Below are 20,382 nucleotides of genomic sequence, written 5' to 3' on the forward strand. Positions count from 1 at the left end.
AAGGAGTAGTGCAGCACCGTGATCGTCCGTTCGTTCAAGGACATCGAAGGCACCGACCGGCATGTGAAGGCCGCGTCCGGCACGTGGGAGAGCAAACGCATCGTCCTCGCCAAGGAGAGGGTCGGCTTCTCGCTCCACGAGACCGTCCTGTACGCGGGTACGGAGACGTCGATGTGGTACGCGAACCACATCGAGGCCGTCGTGTGCGTCGAGGGCGAGGCCGAGCTCACCGACGACGAGACCGGGCAGAAGTACACGATCACGCCCGGCACCATGTACCTCCTCGACGGACACGAGCGGCACACGATGCGGATCAAGGAGGACTTCCGCTGCATCTGTGTCTTCAACCCGCCCGTGACCGGACGGGAGGACCACGACGAGCACGGCGTCTACCCGCTGCTCACCGAGCCCGAGCCCGAGGAGGTGTGACATCACCATGACCACCACCGTCACTGATCTCTACCCCAGCCGCGCCGCCACCGAGGTGTCGACCCCGCGCCAGGACCCCGTCGTGTGGGGCTCCCCCGACACGCCGGGCCCGGTCTCGGCCGGTGACCTCCAGTCGTTCGAGCGGGACGGCTTCCTGGCCATCGACCAGCTCATCGCCCCGGACGAAGTGGCCGTCTACCACCGGGAGTTGGAGCGCCTCGTCACCGACCCGGCGATCCGGGCCGACGAGCGCTCGATCATCGAGCCGAAGTCCAAGGAGATCCGCTCCGTCTTCGAAGTGCACAAGATCAGCGAGGTGTTCGCGAATCTCGTGCGCGACGAGCGGGTCGTGGGCCGGGCGCGGCAGATCCTCGGCTCGGACGTCTACGTCCACCAGTCGCGGATCAACGTCAAGCCGGGCTTCGGGGCCAGCGGCTTCTACTGGCACTCGGACTTCGAGACCTGGCACGCCGAGGACGGCCTGCCCAACATGCGCACGGTGTCCGTCTCGATCGCGCTGACCGAGAACTACGACACCAACGGCGGCCTCATGATCATGCCGGGGTCGCACCGCACGTTCCTCGGGTGCGCGGGAGCCACACCCAAGGACAACTACAAGCAGTCGCTGCAGATGCAGGACGCGGGCACGCCGTCGGACGAGGCGCTGACCGCCATGGCCGGCGAGTACGGCATCAAGCTCTTCACCGGCAAGGCCGGCTCCGCGACCTGGTTCGACTGCAACTGCATGCACGGCTCGGGCGACAACATCACGCCGTTCCCGCGCAGCAACGTGTTCATCGTGTTCAACAGCGTGGAGAACACGGCCGTGGAGCCGTTCGCGGCGCCGATCCGGCGGCCTGAGTTCATTGGTGCGCGGGACTTCACGCCGGTGAAGTGACGTGACCTGAAAGCGAAGAGGCGGGCCGGGTTCACCCCGGCCCGCCTCTTTGCTACAGCCAGGCCAGCGAAGCCGCCCGCTCCAGTACGTTCCTGACGGCGCCCTCGTCTCCCGCGCTGCGGCGCGGCACCTCGTCCGGGGCGTGGCGGCCGCCGACCAGCAGGCAGAAGTCGACCGGATCCAGGGCGAGTTCGGCCCGTACCGGTTCGTCCTCCGAGCCCAGTACCCACTGTCCGCCGCCGTCGACGGCGAACAGCACCGGCTGCGCGGTGGGGCCGAGGGCCAGGCCGAGGATGCGCACGGCCAGCCGTACCAGCCGCCCCAGATGCTCGGCGAGCGGCGGCGGGACGGCGAGGCCGAGGGCGCGGCCGATGTCGTCGGTGTGGATCCAGGTCTCGAAGGCGCGCACCACGAAGTGGTCGGCGACGGGCAGCCGTACCCCCATCAACATCGTTGCCCGCGCGGCCAGTTCGGGCTCGCGGGCCTCGGGCACCGCGAGCAGCGCGGCCGCCTGCGCAGCCCAGTCGGCGACCGTCTCCTCGGGCGTACGGCCGTGCTCGTGCGCGATGACATCGGCGCTGCGGCGGTTCCAGGTGTCCTCCCAGCGTGCGCCCTCGGCCACCGGGGAGGCCGGTAGACGGGCCGGGATGCCGAGCCGCCCGGCCAGGGGCTCGTCGGCGGCGAGCAGGTGGGCGACGGTCGCGTGCACGTCCCAGTCGTGCACGACCGGTGTGCCCCAGCGGCCCTCCGCCTCGGGCAGCAGTGCCTTGAGCCCGGCGACGGCGACGGCGTAGGGGGCGGCGTGCGCGGCGACGCGGGGTGTGGCGGGGCGGGCCCGCAGGGCGGCGGACAGGACGTCGAGGGTGGGGTGCCCGGCCGCGGCGTTCGGCACCGGTCCGTCGAGCAGCCGTACCGTCTCGCGCAGGCGTTCCGCCTCCGCCGCGCAGGCCTCGCACTCGGCGAGATGCCCGGGAACCACCCGTTCCTCGGCCGGCGGGAGGGCGCCGAAGGCCCACGCGGCCAGCAGGTCGCGTACGCCGTCGTGGTCGTCGGTCACCGAGCGCCTCCCTCCTGTGCCGCACCGTGTTCCGGACCGGCTTCGGGACACCCTGTCGCCATCATGCGCCCCTTTCCAGCGCCTGGTCCGGTGGGTCGGTCAAATCCGTTAAAGAAGCTGCCAAGCTGCGTAAAGCCGTGCGCAGGCGAGTCTTGGCGGTGCCCTCGGGGATGCCCAGTTCGACGGCGGCCTGCCGGTAGGTGCGGCCCGCGAAGTAGGCCAGGTGCACCACCTCCCGCTGGGGCTGCGGGAGTTCGGCGAGGGCGGTGTGCAGCAGGAGGGAGCGTTCGCGGTCGACGACCGTCTCGTCGGGGCCGGGCGAGGCGTCCGGGATGGCGTGCAGCGCGGAGTCGTCGGCGTGGGCGTCCTTGCGGTGCCGGGCCTCGCTGCGCACCCAGTCCACGGCCCGCCGGTGGGCGAGCATGGACAGCCAGGTGCGCAGCGAGCCCCGGTCCGCGTCGAAGGCGTAGGGCCTGCTCCACAGCTGGGCGAAGACCTCCTGCGCCACGTCCTCGGCGGCGGCCGGAGAGCGGGTGACCCGCACGGCGACCCGCCGCACCAGAGCCCCGTACGCCCCGTACGCCTCGGCCAGCGCGGACTCGTCCCCGTACACCAGCCGCCGGTGCAGCTCCGCGTCGGCGGGCGGCCGTACTGGGGTACTGCCCGTGGACTCCACGTGCCCTTCCTAGCGTCCCCGCAGGGCCCGCGCCAGTGGTTCAGGCAGACAGGACGTCCAGCAGCCGGTCGACATCGGCCGGGGTGTTGTAGAGGTGGAAGGCGGCACGCAGGTTGCCCGCGCGGTCGGAGACCTCCACTCCGGCGCTGCTCAACTCGCCCTGGCGGCGGCCGAGTCCGGGGACCGAGACGATCGGCGAGCCGGGGGAAGGGACGGGCTCGTGGCCGAGGGAGGCCAGGCCCGTGCGGAAGCGGTCGGCGAGGGCGAGGTCGTGGGCGCGTACGGCGTCCGCGCCGAGTTCCTCCAGGAGTTCGAGGGAGCGGCGGGCGCCGGCGTAGGAGAACAGGGCGGGGCTCTCGTCGAACCGCCTTGCGGAGTGGGCGAGTTCGTCGATGGGGCCGTAGCACGCGTCCCAGGGGCGCTCCCCCGCCACCCAGCCGGCGAACAGCGGGGTGAGCCCGCCGAGGTCCTCCGGGACGACCAGGAAGGCCACGCCCCGCGGGCACATCAGCCACTTGAAGGCGACGGAGGCGGAGTAGTCGTAGGCGTCCGCGTCGAAGTCCAGCCATCCGGTGGCCTGGGACGCGTCGATGTACGTACGCGCTCCGTGCTCGCGCGCCGCCTCCCTGATCGCGGGCAGGTCGGCCACCCGCCCGTCGGCGGACTGCGCGGCGCTGACCGCGACCAGGGCGGTGCCGGGCCGTACGGACTCGGCGATGCGCTCCAGTGGCACGCTGCGCACCTTGAGGTCGGAGCGGACGTGGAAGGGGTTCACGACGGAGCTGAAGTCGCCCTCGGCGGTGAGGACTTCGGCGCCCTCCGGCAGGGAAGCGGCGATCAGTCCGCTGTAGACGGCGACGGAGGCCCCGGCCGCGACCCGGCGCCCGGGCACCCCGACGAGCCGCGCGAAACAGGCGCGGCTCGCCTCGACGTCGGCGAACATGTCGGTCGGATCACCGGCTGCGGCCGCCTCCACGGCGAGGCGCATGGCGGCCACGGTGCGCGCCGGTACCAGCCCGGTGCTCGCGGTGTTCAGATAGGTGTTCTTCGGGGCGAACTCGGCGCGGACCAGGCTCTCGAAGGTCTCCATGGATCCACTGTGGGCCCCGGGGAACCCATAGTCCATTGCCGATTTCTACGTGGTGTCACTAAGGAACGCTTATATGTCCGCCCCGACCTCGGCGTCTTCTCGGCTGCTCAGTGCTGCGGCACCGCGCACCCGTCGGGACCGCATGCGTCCGCGTCACCCTGGTCGATCAGCTGCAGCGGCGAGCGCTCGCCCCACGCCTGGGTCAGCGCCTGGGTGAAGACCTCGGCGGGCTGGGCGCCGGAGACGCCGAACTTGCGGTCGAGCACGAAGAACGGCACGCCGTTGGCACCGAGCTGCGCGGCCTCGCGCTCGTCGGCGCGGACCTCGTCGGCGTACGCGGCCGGGTCGGCGAGCACCTTGCGGGCGTCCTCGGCCTCCAGACCCGCGGCTACGGCCAGCTCCACCAGCCGCTCGTCGCCCTCGCTGAAGACGGACCGCTCCTCGGCGAAGTTCGCCTTGTAGAGGAGCTGGATCAGCTCGTCCTGCTTGCCCTGCTCCTTGGCGAAGTGCAGCAGGCGGTGCATGTCGAAGGTGTTGCCGTGGTCGCGGTCCCGGGTGCGGTACTCCAGGCCCTCGGCGGCGGCCTGCGCGCCCAGGTTCTCCTCGCCGGCCTGCGCCTGCGCCTCGCTCATGCCGTACTTCTTGGTGAGCATCCTGATCACCGGCTGGATGTCGCCCTTGGCCCGGCCGGGGTCCAGTTCGAAGGAGCGGTGCACGACCTCGACCTGGTCGCGGTGCGGGAAGGCGTCGAGGGCCTTCTCGAAGCGAGCCTTGCCCACGTAGCACCAGGGGCACGCTATGTCCGACCAGATCTCGACCTTCATGTTCTCGGCTCTCTTCAGCTCGTACGGGTACGGAGGCACCCTCCGCCGAGTGGATGAACGTTCAAGCAGCGAGGATCATTCCCCGGCCACGGAGTAGCGCAGGAAGAGGTGGTGGTCGCCCTCTGCGGGCGCGCGCCTGCGGCAGGCTGGGCGGGATGCCTGCGGCGGCCCGTCGGTGCCAGTGGGGGTGCGCGTAGCGCGGGCGACGGTCCGTGGTGGCTCGCGGCTCGGACCAGCGCCCCAAGGGGCGCGGGGAACCGCGCGAACGACCACGACGGACCCGCAGCCGCCCGACGGTATCGCGTGGCACGTCCCATGGCACGGCTCAGCCCGCGCAGCGCACCGTCATGCAGCGGGGGACGCGGCCGCGGCGCTCCCGGTTCCCAGGCGGGTGAACTGCGCCCGGTAGGCGCTCGGCGTCAGCCCGGTGCGTCTGACCACATGGGCCCGAAGGGAGTCCGCCGTGCCCAGGCCGCAGGCGCGGGCCACCTGGTCCATGGGCAGGGTGGTGGTCTCCAGGAGTTCCCTGGCACGCTCGATGCGCTGGTGCAGCAGCCACTGCAGCGGGCTGACGCCGCTCTCGGCGTGGAAGCGGCGGGTCAGCGTCCGTACGGAGACTCCCGCATGGCGGGCCAGATCCGTCAGGGTGAGCGGCTTGTCGAGGTTGCGCATGGCCCAGCCGCGGGTGTCGGCACAGGCGGTGCCGCGCTCGGGCGGCAGCGGGGTGTGGGTGAACTGGGTCTGGCCGCCCGGCCGTACGGGGGCGACGAGGGTGAGGCGGGCGACCTCGTTGGCGACGGCGGCGCCGTAGTCCGTGCGGATGATGTGCAGGCAGAGGTCGATGCCGGCGGCGTAGCCGGAGGCGGTCACGAACGGGCCGTCCTGGACGTAGAGCACATCTCCCTGGAGGTCGACCTGCGGGTACCGCCTGCGCAGCGCCTCGGCGTGCGCCCAGTACGTCGTGGCCCGGCGGCCCTCGAGCAGGCCCGCCTCGGCGAGCTGGAAGGCGCCGGTGCACAGGGACGCGATCCGCTTGCCGTCACCGGCCGCCTCCTTGACGGCGGCCACGATCCGCGGGTCCGGCTCGTAGGGCTCCCCCGTGCCTGCGACGACCACCGTGTCCGCCTCCCGCACGGCGTCGAGGCCGTGCCGGACGTACAGGTCGAGGCTGCCGGAGGTGGGCACCGGCCCCGGCTCGGCGGCACAGATGATCACCTCGTAGCCCGGCCGCCCGTCCACCTCGACCTTGCCGAACAGCAGCTCGGGAATGGCCAGGTTGAACATCGAGACCGGCGACGGCGCGATGACGGCGATGCGGTGCGGTGTCCGTTTCCTCGGCATGGCCAGAACCTCCGGATGCATGGCGTTCAGGCCACTACTGTACGACGGCGAAGATCCGCAGCATGGGCACATGACGACGAACCGGACTCTCGAGGGCGGTCAACTCGCCCATTCCAAGAGCGGGTTGGAGCCCAAAAGGCCATCCCCCGCACTCACCCTCGCCGCCGCCCTCCTCGGCTTCGCACTGATCTGCCTCGACGCGTCCGTGGTGAACGTGGCTCTGCCCGCGATCGGCTCCTCCCTCGGTGGCGGAATGTCCGGCCTGCAGTGGGTGGTGGACGCCTACACCCTGCCCTTCGCCGCGCTGATGCTGTCCACCGGAGCCTTCTCGGACCGGGCGGGGGCGAGCCGCGCGTTCGCACTCGGCACCGCGGTCTTCACGCTCGCCTCGGCGGCCTGCGGGCTGGCGCCGAACCTGCCGGCGTTGATCGGCGCCCGGGTTGTGCAGGGCATGGCAGCGGCGGTCGTGCTCCCGGCCTCGCTGGCGCTGGTGCGGCAGGCGTTCACTCAGCCGGCGCGGCGCGCCCGTGCCGTGGCCACGTGGGCGGCGGGCGGTTCGGCGGCGGTGGCGCTGGGTCCGGTGGCGGGCGGCCTGCTGACCACGGTCTGGGACTGGCGCGGGATCTTCTTCGTCAATCTGCCGGTGGGGGCGGTGATCCTGGTCCTGCTCGTCCGGGCCCCGCGCTCCGAGCGCCGCCCGGCACCGCTGGACCTGCCGGGGCAGGCGACCGCTGTCGTGGCCCTCACGGCCCTGACGTTCGCGGTGATCGAGGGCGGAGTGGCCGGCTGGGTGGCGGTGGGGGTGACCGTCGTCGCTGCCGTCGCGTTCTTCCGGATCGAGGCCCGCAGTCCGCACCCGGTCGTGCCCCTCGGCCTGTTCCGCAACCGGACGGTGGCTGTGGCGGTCGCGGCGGGAGCGGCGGTCAGCGTGGCCTTCTACAGCGTGGTGTTCGTCTTCTCGCTCTTCTTCCAGCAGGTCCAGGGCCTGTCGGCGCTCCACGCCGGGCTGGCGTTCCTGCCCATGACGGGTCTGATCGCGGTGACGAATGTGGTGGCGGGCAAGCTGGCGGGGCGCTACGGCGCGAGGCTGCCGATGCTGCTCGGGCAGGGGCTGGCCGTCGCGGGGCTGCTCGTCCTGCTGTACGTCGACGCCGGCACGTCTTCTGTTCTGGCGGCCGTGCTGCTCGTGCCGTTGGCGCTGGGGTGCGCGTTGACGGTGCCGCCGCTGACGGCCGCGATGATGGACGCCGTGCCGGCGGAGCGGGCGGGGTTGGCGGCGGGTGTGCTGAACGCTGCGCGGCAGGTGGCGGGGGGTCTGGGGATCGCCGTGTTCGGGACGTTGGTCTCCGACGGGTTTGCCGGAGGGATGCGGGTGAGCCTGGTGATCAGTGCGGGGTTGCTCGCGCTGACGGGTGCGGCGACGTCTCGGTTGCGGTAGCGCCCTGGAGGGGCGCGGGGCTGCATCGATTTGCGGCTCCGCCGCGTGGGCGCGACCAGCCACAACGGCGCCGCAGACGAACCACGGCACATTGCGGCACATCCCGCGGAGCGCTTAACTGCCGTCTCTCAAGTCCGCGGGCCAGTTGGGCCTGAACTCTATGTGGTCGTACGTCACCACGCACCCCTCCCCCATCGGCGACTGCGTCATGAAGCCGACCAGGGCGGCGTCCGTCTCCTTCTCTCCGCCCAGGGTGAAGAGGCGGACGAAGGTCCAGCGCCTGCCGTCGCGGGAGGCGTGGAAGGCGAAGGCGCGGCCGGTGCGGCTCACCCGGAGCCAGACCGAACTGCCGTCCACAGTGAAGGAGTTGGCGTCGTCGGAGTGGCCCCGGGTGACCACCGTGCAGACGGTGGGCACGTCCGGGGAGTACTCCAGGCAGAGCTTGGCCCAGGCCCGCTCGCCGACATGGACGTAGAGGACCCCCGCGTCGAAGGCCGAGGCGAACCCGACCGTGACGCGCGCGATCAGCTGGAAGTCCCCTTCGGGCGCCCCGAGAAGCCGAGGCGCGTCGGAGGCCGGATCCAGTGCCTCCCCGGTGGGCGGCACGAACCGGTCCTGCCGGGGCCCGGCCCATCCGGTGAGCACGCCGTCCTCGTAGGACCAGTTGCCCTGAGGACCATAGGTACGGAGCGGGAAAGGGAGTTCGGAAAGTTCCACGTCCATCGCCAGAGTGTCTCAGGGGGACTGCAGCCGCCCAAAGGGGCGCGGGGAACTGCGCGATCAGCCACAAACGACCGATCGACCGTAAATCACCGCACCCCTACGGCGCTACCGTTCCAAACGCCCGTTGAAGCGGCGGGGCAACCCCAGCGGGTTGTCGTCCCGCAGCTCCGGCGGCAGGATCGCCTCGGGCGCCGTCTGGTATGTCACCGGCCGCATCCACCGCTCAATGGCCGTACCGCCGACGGACGTCGACGTCGACGTGGTCGCCGGGTACGGGCCGCCGTGATGCTGGGCGGGAGCGACCGCAACACCGGTCGGCCAGCCGTTGACGAGCACGCGCCCCGCGAGCGGAGTCAGTTCGGCCAGCAGCTCCGCGCCGCGGCCCTCTCCGGCCGCCTCCTCGGCCGACAGATGAACCGTCGCCGTGAGATTGCCCGGCAGCCGTGACAGCACCCCCTGCACCTGAGCCTCGTCCTCGTAGCGGGCCACCACGGTGACCGGCCCGAAGCACTCCTCGAGGAGCAGGTCGTACCGGCCTTCCTCGGCCAGCTTGTCCGCCGAGACCGTCAGGAAGCCGGCGCTCACCGTGTGCTCGCTGCCCGCGCCCGGCGTCACCGGGGACTCGACCTCGGGAAGCTCCGCACGCTCGGCGACCCCGGCGATGAAGTTGTCGCGCATGCGGTGGTCCAGCAGGACACCGGCGTCCGTGTCGCTGACCGCGTCCGTCAGGGACTTGACCAGGCGGTCGCCCGCCGCACCGCTCGGGGCGAGCACCAGGCCCGGCTTGACGCAGAACTGCCCGACACCCAGGGTCATCGACCCGGCGAGCCCCGTGCCGATCGCCTCCGCACGCTCCGCGGCCGCGGCCTCGGTGACGACGACGGGGTTCAGGGAGCCCAGCTCGCCGTGGAAGGGGATCGGGGTCGGGCGTGCGGCGGCCGCGTCGAAGAGGGCACGGCCGCCCCGTACCGAACCGGTGAAGCCGGCCGCGGCGACCAGCGGGTGCTTGACCAGCTCGACGCCCGCCCCGAAGCCGTGGACCAGGCCGACGACGCCGTCGGGGATGCCGTGCGCGGCGGCGGCCCGGCGCAGCACCTTGGCGACCAGCTCGGACAGGGCCGGGTGGTCGGGGTGGGCCTTGACGACGACCGGGCAGCCCGCGCCGAGCGCGCTCGCGGTGTCGCCGCCGGCGACCGAGAAGGCGAAGGGGAAGTTGGAGGCCGAGTAGACGGCGACGACGCCCAGCGGCACCTTGTAGCGGCGCAGGTCCGGGATGGGCGGGGTCGCGGTGTCGTCGGGGTGGTTGATGATCACGTCGAGGAAGGCGCCCTCGTCGACGATGTCCGCGAAGGCCCGCAACTGGTAGCAGGTGCGGGCGAGTTCGCCGGTGAGCCGGACCGGGCCGAGCGCGGTCTCGGCGTCGGCGGTCTCGACGAGCCCGTCCTTCGCCGCCTCGAGCTGCTCGGCGGCGGTGCGCAGGAAGGCCGAGCGGACCGCGCGGTCGGCGAGGGCGCCGCGCGCTGCGTGCGCGGCGCGGACGGCGGCGTCCACCTCCTGGGCTGTGGCCTCCACCGCAACCTGTTCACGCTGCTTCCCGGTACGGGGGTCGACACTCCAGACTGGTGCTGCTGCCACCGCGGGTCCCTCCACGTATGTCTTGCGGTATGTCCTGCTTGTATTGCCGCAGTATCTGGGTCATCCACCAGGGTCGTTCGATATACTGAACGCTGTCTCTGATGATGAATATGCTGTTGGAGACTATTTCCCGTCGAACGAAGGGGTCAAGGGCGATGTCGGCAGGCGAGACAGGCGGCGGGGCGCAGGTCAAGTCCGCGGTACGGACGGTGGAACTGCTCGAGTACTTCGCAGGCCGGCCCGGTATGCACTCCTTGGCTTCGGTCCAGGAGGCCGTCGGCTATCCCAAGTCCAGCCTGTACATGCTGCTGCGCACGCTGGTGGAGCTGGGCTGGGTGGAGACGGACGCGACGGGCACGCGGTACGGCATCGGGGTACGGGCGCTGCTGGTCGGCACGTCGTACATCGACGGCGACGAGGTGGTCGCGGCGGCGCGCCCGACCCTGGACCGGCTGTCGGACGACACCACGGAGACCATCCACCTGGCCCGGCTGGACGGCACGAACGTCGTGTACCTGGCCACCCGCCAGTCGCAGCACTACCTGCGCCCGTTCACACGGGTGGGCCGCCGGCTGCCCGCGCACTCCACCTCGCTGGGCAAGGCGCTGTTGAGCACGTACACGGACGAGCAGGTCCGCAAGATGCTCCCGGAGACGCTTCCGGCGCTCACCGAGAACACCATCACCGACCGGGAGAAGCTCATCGAGGAGCTGCACCAGGTCCGCGAGCAGGGCTTCGCCGTGGACCGCGAGGAGAACACGCTCGGGCTGCGCTGCTTCGGAGTCGCCATTCCCTACCGCACCCCGGCGCGCGACGCGATCAGCTGCTCGGTGCCGGTGGCGCGGCTGACGCCCGCGCACGAGCAGCTGGTGAAGGACGCGCTGTTCGACGCGCGGGACCGGCTGACACTGGCGACCCGCAGGCTCTGACTCCTAGGCTCTGGCTTCATGAATGTCGTACTCCGTGAAGTGCACGACAGCGATCTGCCGGTCTTCTTCCGGCAGATGAACGACCCGGAGGCCGTCCGCATGGCGGCCTTCACCCCCAAGGACCCGGCCGACCGGGACGCCTTCGAGGCACTGTGGAAACGGATCCGCGCGTCGGGCGACGTGGCACGGACGGTTCTCGCGGACGGTGACGTGGTGGGCAGCGCGGCGGTGTACGGGGAGCCGGGCGAGCGCGAGGTCACCTACTGGGTGGACCGCACGTACTGGGGGCGGGGCGTGGCGACGGCCGCGCTGCGGGAGCTCCTTGCCGAGGTGCGCGAGCGCCCGCTGTACGCGCGCGCGGCGGCGGACAACGCCGGTTCGCTCCGGGTCCTGGAGAAGTGCGGCTTCCGGCTCACGGCCCGGACGTCGGGGTTCGCGAACGCGCGGGGCGAGGAGATCGACGAGGTCGTGCTGACGCTGGAGGGCTGAGGCCCCGGTCGCGGCCGGCTTCATGAACGCCCGATGAGAAATCAGGGCGGACGGGAACGATTCACTCCGTCCCGCTCGTCTTCTGGGCGGGATGAACAAGACGATCAGGCGGGCGTCCGTCTTTGCGCTGCTGCTCGTGCTCGCTCTGCTGGTCAGGGCGACATGGGTGCAGTTCTACGACGGCAAGGCCCTCGCGGACGACAAGGACAACCGGCGCAACGCGATCGAGACGTACGCGGAGCCGCTCGGGAACATCATCGTGGCCGGCGATTCGATCACCGGTTCCGCGGCGACGAAGAACAGCGACCTCAAGTACAAGCGCACCTACAAGGACGGCAAGCTGTACGCGGCGGTGACGGGCTATGCCTCGCAGGCCTACGCCCCGACCCAGCTGGAGGGCATCTACCAGGACCTCCTCGACGGGACGGACAGCCGCCTCAAGACGGTGATGGACACGGTCACCGACAAGCGGGCCGATCCGGGCAACGTGGTCACGACGATCGACCCGGACGTGCAGAAGGCGGCGTACGACGCGCTCGGCGACAAGAAGGGCGCGGCCGTCGCGATCGACCCGAAGACCGGCAGGATCCTGGCGGTCGTGTCGACGCCGTCGTACGACCCGTCGTCGCTGACGGACGCCAACACCGCGGGCACGGCCTGGAAGAAGCTCACCGCCGACTCCGACAAGCCGCTGACCAACCGCGCGCTGCGCCAGCCGCTGCCGCCGGGGTCGACGTTCAAACTGGTCGTCGCGGCCGCGGCGTTGGAGGACGGGCTGTACTCGAGCGTGGACGAGAAGACCGACAGCCCCGACCCGTACACGCTGCCGGGCACCACCCGCGACCTGTCCAACGAGAACCCGAGCGCGCCCTGTGAGAACGCCACGATCCGCACCGCGCTGCAGTACTCCTGCAACAACGTCTTCGCGAAGATGGCCGTCGCCCTGGGCCAGGACAAGGTGAAGGCGATGGCCGAGAAGTTCGGCTTCAACGACAAGGAGCAGGACGTGCCGGTGCGGGCGTACACCAGCGTCTACCCCTCCGACATGGACAGGTCCTCCACCGCCCTGACGGGCATCGGCCAGTACGACGTCACCGCGACCCCGCTCCAGATGGCCATGGTGTCCGCCGCCATAGCCAACGGCGGCAAGCTGGTCTCACCGCACATGGTTTCGCAGATCACCGACAGTGGCGGTGACGTGCTGAAGAACTACGACGACAGCCCGAGCACCAAGGAGATAGTCAGCTCCTCGACCGCCGAGCAACTGCAGTCGGCGATGCAGACGGTGGTGGAGAAGGGCACGGGCACGAACGCCCGGATATCGGGCGCCACCGTGGGCGGCAAGACCGGCACGGCCCAGCACGGCGAGAACAACAGCAAGACGCCGTACGCCTGGTTCACGTCCTACGGCAAGGCCGGCGGCAAGGAGGTCGCCGTGGCGGTCGTAGTCGAACAGTCGAACGCGGCCCGCTCGGAGGTCAGCGGCAACGGCTTGGCGGCCCCCGTGGCCAAGGCAGTGATGCAGGCGGCGCTGAAATAACGCCGTCGAGGGGAGCGCCCCGTTTTCAGGGGCGCGGGGAACTGCGCGACCAGCCACAACAAACCCGCACCGGCCGCGCAGCGTCCCTCACTTCACGCCAAGAATCTGCTCAACGGGGTCAATAGCGAAGTACACCAGGAACAGCGCAGACACCCCCCACAGCAGCCAGTGCACCTCCTTGGCCTTGCCAAGCACCGCCTTGATCACCACGTACGCCACGAACCCCGCCCCAATACCGTCGGTGATCGAGTAGGTGAACGGCATCGCGGCGATGGTCAAAAATGCCGGGATCGCGATCTCGTACTTGTCCCAGTCGATGTGCTTGACATGGGTCATCATCAGGAACCCGACCGCAATCAGCGCAGGCGCAGCCGCCTGCAGCGGCACGATCGTCAACAGCGGCGTGAGGAACAGCGCAAGCCCGAACAACCCACCGGTGATCAAGTTCGCGAACCCGGTGCGCGCCCCCTCACCCACACCGGCCGCCGACTCGATGTACGCGGTGTTGGAGGAGGCGGACCCCAGACCACCGGCCACCGCCGCCGCGCCGTCGATGAACAGCACACGCCCGATGCCGGGCACCTGGCCCTGCTCGTCCAGCAGCCCGGCCTCCGCGCTGATGCCGACGATGGTGCCCATGGCGTCGAAGAAGTCCGACAGGATCAGGGTGAAGACCAGCAGGACGGCGGTGAGGAAGCCCGCCTTCGCAAAGCCGCCGAACAGGCTGAAGTGACCGATGAGTCCGAAGTCCGGGGTGGAGACGATCTTGTCCGGCACCTTCGGAGTGGTCAGGCCCCAGCTCTTGATGTCCGCCACCGCGTCGATGATGATCGCGACGATCGTCATGGTCACGATGCTGATCAGGATCGCGCCCTTCACCTTGCGCGCGAGCAGCGCGATGGTGAGCAGCACACCGAGACAGAAGACGAGGACGGGCCAGCCGGTCAGCCTGCCGACGGCGCCCAGTTGCACGGGCACGGTGGTCTGCGCCGCGTCCGGGATCCGGCTGACGAATCCGGCGTCGACGAAGCCGATGAAGGCGATGAACAGACCGATGCCGACGCCGATCGCCTGCTTCAGCTGCTGCGGAATGGCGTCCATGATCGCCTTGCGGAGCCCGGTGACGACCAGGACGCAGATCAGGATGCCCTCGAGGACGACGAGCCCCATCGCGTCGGACCAGCTCATCAGCGGGGCGAGCTGGAAGGCGACGACGGCGTTGAGCCCGAGGCCGGCTGCAATGGCCAGCGGGAGGTTGCCGCCGACGCCCATGATGATCGTCATCACACAGGCCACCAGAGCGGTGGCGGTGACGAGTTGACCGGTGTCGAGACTGTGCCCGAACTTGTCCTTCGCGCTGCCGAGGATGATGGGGTTCAGGACAAGGATGTAGGCCATCGTGAAGAACGTGGCGAAGCCGCCGCGTATCTCGCGGCCGAAGGTGGATCCCCGCTCGGAGATCCTGAAGTAGCGGTCGAGGCTGTTCGCCCCCGGTGGCGCGGCACTTGGCCGGTCTGCCGCCTTCTTGGTGTCGGACATGCGGGTGACTCCTGTTGCCTGTTCGATCGTGTGCGGATGCTGGCTGGATTGTTCCCGCGTTGAACGCGTTTCAGGTTTTCCCCGTGTTACGGAATCAGGGCCGACCGGCCAGACTGCGTTCGAAGCCCCGTACGAACCATGTGGTTGATCACTGCTACGCTTCCGGATCTCATCCGGGTCTACCCCGGATGATCACATGTCATCTACATGACACACACAGAGAGGTTGGCCGCCCGTGGGCACTGTCGTCGACGACGCAGCCTCCGTGGAGTTCCATGCCTTCTTCGAACGGCACTACGCCGAACTGTCGCGTCTCGCCCACCTGTTGACCGGCGAGGCGGACGCCGCCGACGATCTGGCGGCGGACGCGCTGCTCGCCCTGTGGCACCGCTGGGACCGGGTGCGCGCCGCGGACCACCCGGGCGCCTACGCCCGGGGAGTCGTCGCCAACCTGGCCCGCACCCGTATCCGCAGCGCCGTCCGCGAGCGCCGGCGGATCTCCCTGTTCTGGTCGCAGCGCGAGGAGAAGACGGAGAATCCCGACATAGCGGGTGTTGTCGACGTACAAGAGGCCCTGCGTAGGCTGCCGTTCCGGAAACGGGCGTGTGTGGTGCTTCGTCATGCGTTCGACCTGTCGGAAAAGGACACCGCTCTCGCTCTGGGTGTTTCCGTGGGTACGGTTAAGTCCCAGACGTCCAAGGGGATGGCCGAGCTGCAGGGGATCCTCGGCTCCCAGGGCGTACCGCACAAGGTGCACGCGGCGATGGCGCGTGGCGGCGAGACCGGAGGAACGGACCGATGAGGCGGCAGGACGTGCACGACGAACTGCGCGCCCGGCTGCATGAGACGGCCGAGGCGCACGAGCCGGACCGGGCCAGGATCCTGGCGCGGATCGAGCGGGGCATGAGCGAGCACGGCCGCACCGACCACCGGGCGACCCGTCCTCCGGTGTGGGGCTGGGCGCGGGTGGTGAGTGCGACGGCCGCGGTCGCGGGCATGCTCGCGGTCGGCGGTTACGCGGTGGCCTCCGCGGTGAAGGACGACACTCCCCAGCAGCAGACGGTCTCGGTCTCCCCGACGCCCACGCCGTCGCCTGATGCGACGAGCCGCGCGCCGGTCCCGCCGGTGGACCGGACGCCGAGCACCGCGCCGCACCCCCACAAGCCGAGCAACACCCCGGCCGCGAAGCCGTCCGCCTCCGTGCTGGCGCCCGCCGCCGGCGAGAGCGACGGCCCGCTGTGGTCGGACGGCTCGGTGGACCCGCACAGCAACGACTTCTGGGCGCAGAGCAACATCACGTTCAAGACGAGCGAGCAACTCACCGCTCTGACCGTGCAGTTGAAGGTCGCCCAGACCGGCGGGGTCAGCAATGCCGGCGCCTGGCGCGCGCTGCCGGAGCAGGACTTCGACCTCACGGTCGGCGAGCAGAACGGCTTCCTCGTCTACACCTGGACGCTCAAGGAGGGCCGTACGGTCCCCAAGGGCCAGTGGGTGTTCGCCGGGCAGTACAACCACGAGCGCGGCGGCCGGGACGCGAAGGACGACACCTACGCGATCACCGCAACGGTGGACGGCACGCAGCGTGCGGTCGGCGGCGACTTCGCGGCCCGCGCGGCCGTCGAGGGCGACTCGTAGAAATCCTGCGCAAAAAATCTTGAAGAGGGCGGCAACCCGTTCCTCGGCGGCGGCAACCAGGAAGCACAGGACTTCCTCTTCACCTGCAGCTGAGTGAACATTCAAGTACGACGGGATTTCGCCCCTTGAGCACGCACAAGAGACACCTCACCCGCCGCCGGGTGCTCGGGGCCTCCGCGATCGGCGTCGCCGCCACCGGCGCCGCCGTAGCGGGAGGCGCCGGCCTGCTGTCGTCCGCGTCCGCCGCGGCCTTCGGCTACAAGGACGACGGCAGGAACTACGTCGTCGACACCGGCTCCTCCCTCGTGTTCAAGGTCTCCAAGACGACCGGCGACCTCACGTCCCTCGTCTACAAGGGCAAGGAGTACGAGGGCTACGGCGGAAAGCACTCGCACGTCGAGTCGGGACTCGGGGCCTCCACGGTCACGATTCTGCAGTCGGGCTCGACGATTCTGATCAAGGTCGTGCACGGCGCGATCACCCAGTGGTACGCGGCCCGCAGCGGCCAGAACAACGTCTACCTGTGGACGAACAAGGCGGACGCGTCCTTCACGGCGACCCGCTACATCGTCCGCCTCAAGCCCGGGATGTTCCCCAACACGGGCTCGGACGCCTGGGACTCCACGACCGACAAGATCATCGAGGCCGGTGACGTCTGGCGGCACCCGGACGGCACGACCCACTCCAAGCACTACTCGGGCAAGCGCACCATCGACTACGACTACGTCGGCCTCACCACCGGCTCGGTCGGCCTCTGGATGGTCCGCTCCAACCACGAGAAGGCCTCCGGCGGCCCCTTCTACCGCTCGCTGCTGCGGCACTCGAACGACGGCGGCGCGGGCCTGTACGAGATCCTGCACTACAACGAGGCCCAGACGGAGGCGGAGCGCTTCGGCCTGCAGGGCCCGTACGTCATCGCCCTCACCGACGGCGGCGCCCCCTCCGCCTCGCTCTTCCAGGCCAACCTCGACACCTCCTGGGTGGACGGGCTCGGGATCACCGGCTGGGTCGGCAGGGCGGGCCGCGGCAAGGTGGCGGGCGTCGGCCTGAAGGGCATGGACGCCAAGTACCCCTACACCGTGGGCTTCGCCAACGCGGACGCGCAGTACTGGGCGAAGGCCGCGGCCGGCACCGGCGCCTTCTCCTGCAAGGGGATGCTCCCGGGGACGTACACGCTGACGGTCTACAAGGGCGAACTCGCCGTGCACACCGCGTCGGTGAAGGTGACGGCGGGCGGTACGACGTCCCTGCACACCCTGGCCATCACCGGTGACCCGTCCGCCGCTTCCGCCGTCTGGCGGCTCGGCGACTGGGACGGCACGCCCGGCGAGTTCAAGAACGCCAAGCTGATGACATACGCGCATCCCTCCGACGGCCGCGCGGCCAAGTGGACCGGCAATGTCACCATCGGCAGCGGCAGCGAGGCCGCGTCCTTCCCGGCGTACGTCTGGAAGGACGTCAACGACGGCATCCTGGTCTACTTCAAGCTGACCAAGGCGCAGGCGGCGGCCGCGCACACGCTGCGGGTCGGGGTGACGGACGCATTCGCCGGCGGGCGGCCGCGGGTGGCCGTGAACGACTGGGTTTCCGCCATTCCCACAGCACCCACACAGCCCTCGACTCGTTCCCTCACCACGGGTTCGTACCGTGGGAACAACCACACCTTCACTTTCAACGTCCCTAACAGTGCGTGGAAGACGGACACCTCCCAGTACAACGTCCTGAAGATCAACATCGTGAGCGGTTCGGGCGGCACGGCCTATCTCAGCGCCGGTACGTCGTTCGACTGCCTGGACCTGCTGACCTGAGCCCCCCTCGGTCAGCAGAAGAACGCCCCGCCGGTGACGACCGGCGGGGCGTTTTCCTTGGCGTCTTCGCGTCTTCGGGGCCTCAGTTCATCGTCGAGCCGATGGTGGTCGAGCCCGTGGTGAGGTAGGCCGTCGCGGGCAGTGAGCCGTCCGACTTACGGGAGCCGTAGGCCGTAGTGGCATCCGTGGACTTGAAGGCCGGCGTACCGACCCCGCTGTCCCAGTTGTTCGCGGCGGAGACGGTCTTCGAACTCAGCTTGTCCAGCCCGCCCTTGTCGCTCACCGCGAGGTTCCGCGCGAGCCGGGCCTTGCCGGTGGCGAAGTAGAACCCGGCCTCGGTGTTGGCGTAGGCGGTGTTGCGGTTCAGCATGATCGCGCCGGTGTTGGAGTTCTCGGTGAACCCGTTGAGTGTGTTGTCCCAGGCCGCGCTGTTGTTGACGACATGGGCGACGGCGACGCCTCCGCCGCCCAGCTTGAATCCATTGCCGTTGCCCTCGAAAGCGGAGTCGTTCCAGCGGTTCTTGCCGTTGCCGTACGACCAGGAGTGCTCGATGGTGACCGGCGAGGAGAACTGCCAGAGGTCGAGCCCGTCGTCGGAATTGTTGTACAGGCGGGCGCCGGTGACCTTGTTGCCCGTGCCCGAGCCGAACTTGATGGCGATGCCGTCGGCGTTCTGGCCGTGCCCGGCGGGGTCGTAGTTGCCGTAACTGTCCAGGTTCTGCACGAGGTTGTTCACCGTGTTGTCGCCGCGCAGCGTGAACCCGGAGTCGCCGTTGTCGGCCGTGACCAGGTTCTTGAAGACACCGCCGGTGGACGAGGTGACGACGAAGCCCTGTGCCGGGGAGTTCTGGAAGGTGAGGTTCTGCACGGTCCAGTAGCTGCCGTAGATCCCGGTGAGCCAGGACCCGGCGGGCAGCTTCGAACCGTCGATCCTCACCTTCTCGTTGCCGTACGCCTGCAGCGTGATGCGGTTCGAACCGGTGCCGCTGGCCGTGGACTTGAGGGTGGCCGTCGGGTAGTACGTGCCGCCGCGCACCTGGATGACGGTGCCCGCGGCTGCGCTCTTCACGGCCGACTCCAGCTGGGCCGTGGTGGACACGGTGACCGTCGTCGTGGCGGCCTGGGCGCCGCCGCCCGAGAGCCCGAGGTAGACGCCGCCGGCCCCGGCGGAGACGGCCACCGCCGCGGCGATCGAGAGCGTACGTGTCCTGCGGTGGCGTCCGGTGCTGAGTCGCACTGGGCGTTCCTTTCCTAGGGGTTGTGGGCGCGAAACGGACCGGAGGGGCCCTCCCCGGCCTGTTTCCGAGAGTCAGTCGCCACCGTGGCCGGAAAAGGTTGCCGCGCCTCCTCGAAGCAACACCTGCGCGTCGGCCCCCGCCACAGCACGGTGCTGCCGGTGACGGGGGCCGAGTACGAGCGATTGCTCAGGACGTACGGCTGACCGGGAAGGTCAGGACGGGTCAGGACACGAAGTACGTCGGGTTCGGGAGCTTGTACGTGCGGTCGGCGTAGCCGCCGTCCAGGTCCGAGTACTGGTCGCCGAAGTTGGCGACGATCTCGTACCCGAGGTCGTCCTCGATGTGCTTGCGCGTACCGGACTTGTACTGCACGGTCGTGCAGGTCCAGGTGCCCGGGGTGGCGCAGGCGCTCAGGTAGGCCGGCGGGTTCGCCTTGTCCTTGAGGAACATGTGGTCGGCGTCGAGGTTCACATCGGCGCCGATCTTCTTCAGGTTGGCGACGGCGGCGGTGCGCTGCGCCTCGCTCAGACCCGAGTTGTAGAAGACCTCGACGCCCTTCGATTCCGCATACTGGACCAGCTCGGCACTGCCGAAGACGCCGGGGCGGTCGGCCTTGTTCACGTAGTCGGCCCAAGTGGTCGGGTTGTACGTGTAGTTGTAGCGCTTCTCGTAGTCGAGGCTGAGCAGCAGCGTGTCGTCGATGTCGAAGACGACCGCGGGCTTCTCGTCCCGGTGGTGCGCCTTGCGGGCGGCCCGGTCTATGTACTTCTTGGCGGCGGCGTCGATGCGCGCCAGGTCCTGGGCGTACGGGCTGTCCGGGGACGCCTGGTACACGCCGCCCGCGTCGGCCGCGGTGCCGTAGTAGGTGTCGATGTCCTTCACCAGGAGCCCGATGTTGTAGGGCTCGTGGGTGGAGTTGGCCGTGGACTGGCCGGCTGTGGCCGCACCGGCGCCGTAGAGCGCGGCGCCGGTGACGGCACACGCTGCGGCGATCGCCGCGATACGCAGTGGCTTATGCATGACAGGTTTCTACGCGCGTCACCCCCGCGGGCGCGAGACCCGTTGCCCGATCGATATCTCTTCGGTAGGCAAA

19 protein-coding genes are annotated in these 20,382 nt (G+C 69.9%); 9 read left to right on the top strand and 10 right to left on the bottom strand.

What is annotated here, in order from left to right:
* Positions 1–18 precede the first annotated feature (18 nt).
* Positions 19–429: an ectoine synthase gene (locus ACFY10_RS00450; RefSeq protein WP_390662777.1), complete on the top strand. Its 411-nt coding sequence runs from the start codon at positions 19–21 to the stop codon at positions 427–429.
* Positions 430–436: 7 nt separating this feature from the next.
* Entirely contained in the window at positions 437–1,327 is an 891-nt protein-coding gene (gene thpD / locus ACFY10_RS00455; RefSeq protein ID WP_390662778.1) for an ectoine hydroxylase, read from the top strand.
* A gap of 52 nt (positions 1,328–1,379) precedes the next feature.
* On the opposite strand, the gene ACFY10_RS00460 is transcribed toward thpD, so the two are convergent.
* The 5 genes from ACFY10_RS00460 to ACFY10_RS00480 form a co-directional block, all read right to left on the bottom strand.
* Positions 1,380–2,384 (bottom strand): maleylpyruvate isomerase family mycothiol-dependent enzyme, encoded by a 1,005-nt coding sequence (locus tag ACFY10_RS00460; protein ID WP_390662779.1) that lies wholly within the window; start codon positions 2,382–2,384, stop codon positions 1,380–1,382.
* Positions 2,385–2,445: 61 nt separating this feature from the next.
* Positions 2,446–3,060, bottom strand: a complete 615-nt coding sequence (locus tag ACFY10_RS00465) for an RNA polymerase sigma factor (protein ID WP_390662780.1) — start codon at positions 3,058–3,060, stop codon at positions 2,446–2,448.
* Positions 3,061–3,100: 40 nt separating this feature from the next.
* Complete coding sequence (locus ACFY10_RS00470; protein ID WP_390662781.1) at positions 3,101–4,150, bottom strand: aminotransferase class V-fold PLP-dependent enzyme; 1,050 nt, start codon at positions 4,148–4,150, stop codon at positions 3,101–3,103.
* 107 nt (positions 4,151–4,257) lie between these two features.
* Positions 4,258–4,974, bottom strand: coding sequence for a DsbA family oxidoreductase (locus tag ACFY10_RS00475; protein WP_390662782.1), 717 nt, complete (start codon positions 4,972–4,974; stop codon positions 4,258–4,260).
* 345 nt (positions 4,975–5,319) lie between these two features.
* Complete coding sequence (locus ACFY10_RS00480; protein WP_390662783.1) at positions 5,320–6,336, bottom strand: GlxA family transcriptional regulator; 1,017 nt, start codon at positions 6,334–6,336, stop codon at positions 5,320–5,322.
* Between the two features lie 49 nt (positions 6,337–6,385).
* Between ACFY10_RS00480 and ACFY10_RS00485 the strand changes: the two genes are divergently transcribed.
* Positions 6,386–7,753, top strand: a complete 1,368-nt coding sequence (locus ACFY10_RS00485; RefSeq protein ID WP_390662784.1) for an MFS transporter — start codon at positions 6,386–6,388, stop codon at positions 7,751–7,753.
* 114 nt (positions 7,754–7,867) lie between these two features.
* Here the strand turns inward: ACFY10_RS00485 and ACFY10_RS00490 are convergent, their stop codons facing one another.
* Both ACFY10_RS00490 and ACFY10_RS00495 read right to left on the bottom strand, forming a co-directional pair.
* The gene (locus tag ACFY10_RS00490; RefSeq protein ID WP_390662785.1) at positions 7,868–8,476 is read right to left on the bottom strand and encodes a DUF1349 domain-containing protein; all 609 of its coding nucleotides are present in this window, start codon (positions 8,474–8,476) and stop codon (positions 7,868–7,870) included.
* Between the two features lie 105 nt (positions 8,477–8,581).
* A complete protein-coding gene (locus ACFY10_RS00495; RefSeq protein ID WP_390662786.1) occupies positions 8,582–10,111 on the bottom strand; it encodes an aldehyde dehydrogenase (NADP(+)) in 1,530 nt (509 codons plus the stop codon).
* 155 nt (positions 10,112–10,266) lie between these two features.
* Here ACFY10_RS00495 and ACFY10_RS00500 point away from each other — a divergent pair, with 155 nt between their 5' ends.
* The 3 genes from ACFY10_RS00500 to ACFY10_RS00510 all read left to right on the top strand — a co-directional run bounded on the left by ACFY10_RS00500 (position 10,267) and on the right by ACFY10_RS00510 (position 13,069).
* Positions 10,267–11,040, top strand: a complete 774-nt coding sequence (locus tag ACFY10_RS00500) for an IclR family transcriptional regulator (protein ID WP_390662787.1) — start codon at positions 10,267–10,269, stop codon at positions 11,038–11,040.
* Positions 11,041–11,058: 18 nt separating this feature from the next.
* Entirely contained in the window at positions 11,059–11,529 is a 471-nt protein-coding gene (locus ACFY10_RS00505; protein ID WP_390662788.1) for a GNAT family N-acetyltransferase, read from the top strand.
* 91 nt (positions 11,530–11,620) lie between these two features.
* Complete coding sequence (locus ACFY10_RS00510) at positions 11,621–13,069, top strand: peptidoglycan D,D-transpeptidase FtsI family protein (RefSeq protein WP_390662789.1); 1,449 nt, start codon at positions 11,621–11,623, stop codon at positions 13,067–13,069.
* Positions 13,070–13,156: 87 nt separating this feature from the next.
* Here the strand turns inward: ACFY10_RS00510 and ACFY10_RS00515 are convergent, their stop codons facing one another.
* The gene (locus ACFY10_RS00515) at positions 13,157–14,608 is read right to left on the bottom strand and encodes an NCS2 family permease (protein WP_390662790.1); all 1,452 of its coding nucleotides are present in this window, start codon (positions 14,606–14,608) and stop codon (positions 13,157–13,159) included.
* A 235-nt stretch (positions 14,609–14,843) separates the two neighbouring features.
* Here ACFY10_RS00515 and ACFY10_RS00520 point away from each other — a divergent pair, with 235 nt between their 5' ends.
* The 3 genes from ACFY10_RS00520 (at position 14,844) to ACFY10_RS00530 (ending at position 18,051) form a co-directional block, all read left to right on the top strand.
* A complete protein-coding gene (locus ACFY10_RS00520; RefSeq protein ID WP_390662792.1) occupies positions 14,844–15,410 on the top strand; it encodes a SigE family RNA polymerase sigma factor in 567 nt (188 codons plus the stop codon).
* The gene (locus tag ACFY10_RS00525; RefSeq protein ID WP_390662793.1) at positions 15,407–16,243 is read left to right on the top strand and encodes a hypothetical protein; all 837 of its coding nucleotides are present in this window, start codon (positions 15,407–15,409) and stop codon (positions 16,241–16,243) included. The genes ACFY10_RS00520 and ACFY10_RS00525 overlap by 4 nt, the downstream gene beginning before the upstream one ends.
* Positions 16,244–16,368: 125 nt before the next feature.
* A complete protein-coding gene (locus tag ACFY10_RS00530) occupies positions 16,369–18,051 on the top strand; it encodes a rhamnogalacturonan lyase B N-terminal domain-containing protein (protein ID WP_390662794.1) in 1,683 nt (560 codons plus the stop codon).
* Positions 18,052–18,133: 82 nt separating this feature from the next.
* On the opposite strand, the gene ACFY10_RS00535 is transcribed toward ACFY10_RS00530, so the two are convergent.
* Both ACFY10_RS00535 and ACFY10_RS00540 read right to left on the bottom strand, forming a co-directional pair.
* Complete coding sequence (locus ACFY10_RS00535; protein WP_390662795.1) at positions 18,134–19,288, bottom strand: right-handed parallel beta-helix repeat-containing protein; 1,155 nt, start codon at positions 19,286–19,288, stop codon at positions 18,134–18,136.
* 223 nt (positions 19,289–19,511) lie between these two features.
* The gene (locus tag ACFY10_RS00540) at positions 19,512–20,309 is read right to left on the bottom strand and encodes an HAD family acid phosphatase (protein WP_390662796.1); all 798 of its coding nucleotides are present in this window, start codon (positions 20,307–20,309) and stop codon (positions 19,512–19,514) included.
* Positions 20,310–20,382 lie beyond the last annotated feature (73 nt).

This window comes from Streptomyces sp. NPDC001401 (assembly GCF_042895385.1).
In the GTDB taxonomy this organism is placed as follows: Bacteria; Actinomycetota; Actinomycetes; order Streptomycetales; family Streptomycetaceae; genus Streptomyces.

Excerpts from the sequence above, each read along its gene's own strand:
- ACFY10_RS00475 (WP_390662782.1), bottom strand. The coding sequence starts at position 4,974 with ATGAAGGTCGAGATCTGGTCGGACATAGCGTGCCCCTGGTGCTACGTG.
- ACFY10_RS00540 (WP_390662796.1), bottom strand. The coding sequence starts at position 20,309 with ATGCATAAGCCACTGCGTATCGCGGCGATCGCCGCAGCGTGTGCCGTC.
- ACFY10_RS00490 (WP_390662785.1), bottom strand. The coding sequence starts at position 8,476 with ATGGACGTGGAACTTTCCGAACTCCCTTTCCCGCTCCGTACCTATGGT.
- thpD (WP_390662778.1), top strand. The coding sequence starts at position 437 with ATGACCACCACCGTCACTGATCTCTACCCCAGCCGCGCCGCCACCGAG.
- ACFY10_RS00485 (WP_390662784.1), top strand. The coding sequence starts at position 6,386 with ATGACGACGAACCGGACTCTCGAGGGCGGTCAACTCGCCCATTCCAAG.
- ACFY10_RS00480 (WP_390662783.1), bottom strand. The coding sequence starts at position 6,336 with ATGCATCCGGAGGTTCTGGCCATGCCGAGGAAACGGACACCGCACCGC.
- ACFY10_RS00505 (WP_390662788.1), top strand. The coding sequence starts at position 11,059 with ATGAATGTCGTACTCCGTGAAGTGCACGACAGCGATCTGCCGGTCTTC.
- ACFY10_RS00500 (WP_390662787.1), top strand. The coding sequence starts at position 10,267 with ATGTCGGCAGGCGAGACAGGCGGCGGGGCGCAGGTCAAGTCCGCGGTA.
- ACFY10_RS00510 (WP_390662789.1), top strand. The coding sequence starts at position 11,621 with ATGAACAAGACGATCAGGCGGGCGTCCGTCTTTGCGCTGCTGCTCGTG.
- ACFY10_RS00525 (WP_390662793.1), top strand. The coding sequence starts at position 15,407 with ATGAGGCGGCAGGACGTGCACGACGAACTGCGCGCCCGGCTGCATGAG.
- ACFY10_RS00515 (WP_390662790.1), bottom strand. The coding sequence starts at position 14,608 with ATGTCCGACACCAAGAAGGCGGCAGACCGGCCAAGTGCCGCGCCACCG.
- ACFY10_RS00470 (WP_390662781.1), bottom strand. The coding sequence starts at position 4,150 with ATGGAGACCTTCGAGAGCCTGGTCCGCGCCGAGTTCGCCCCGAAGAAC.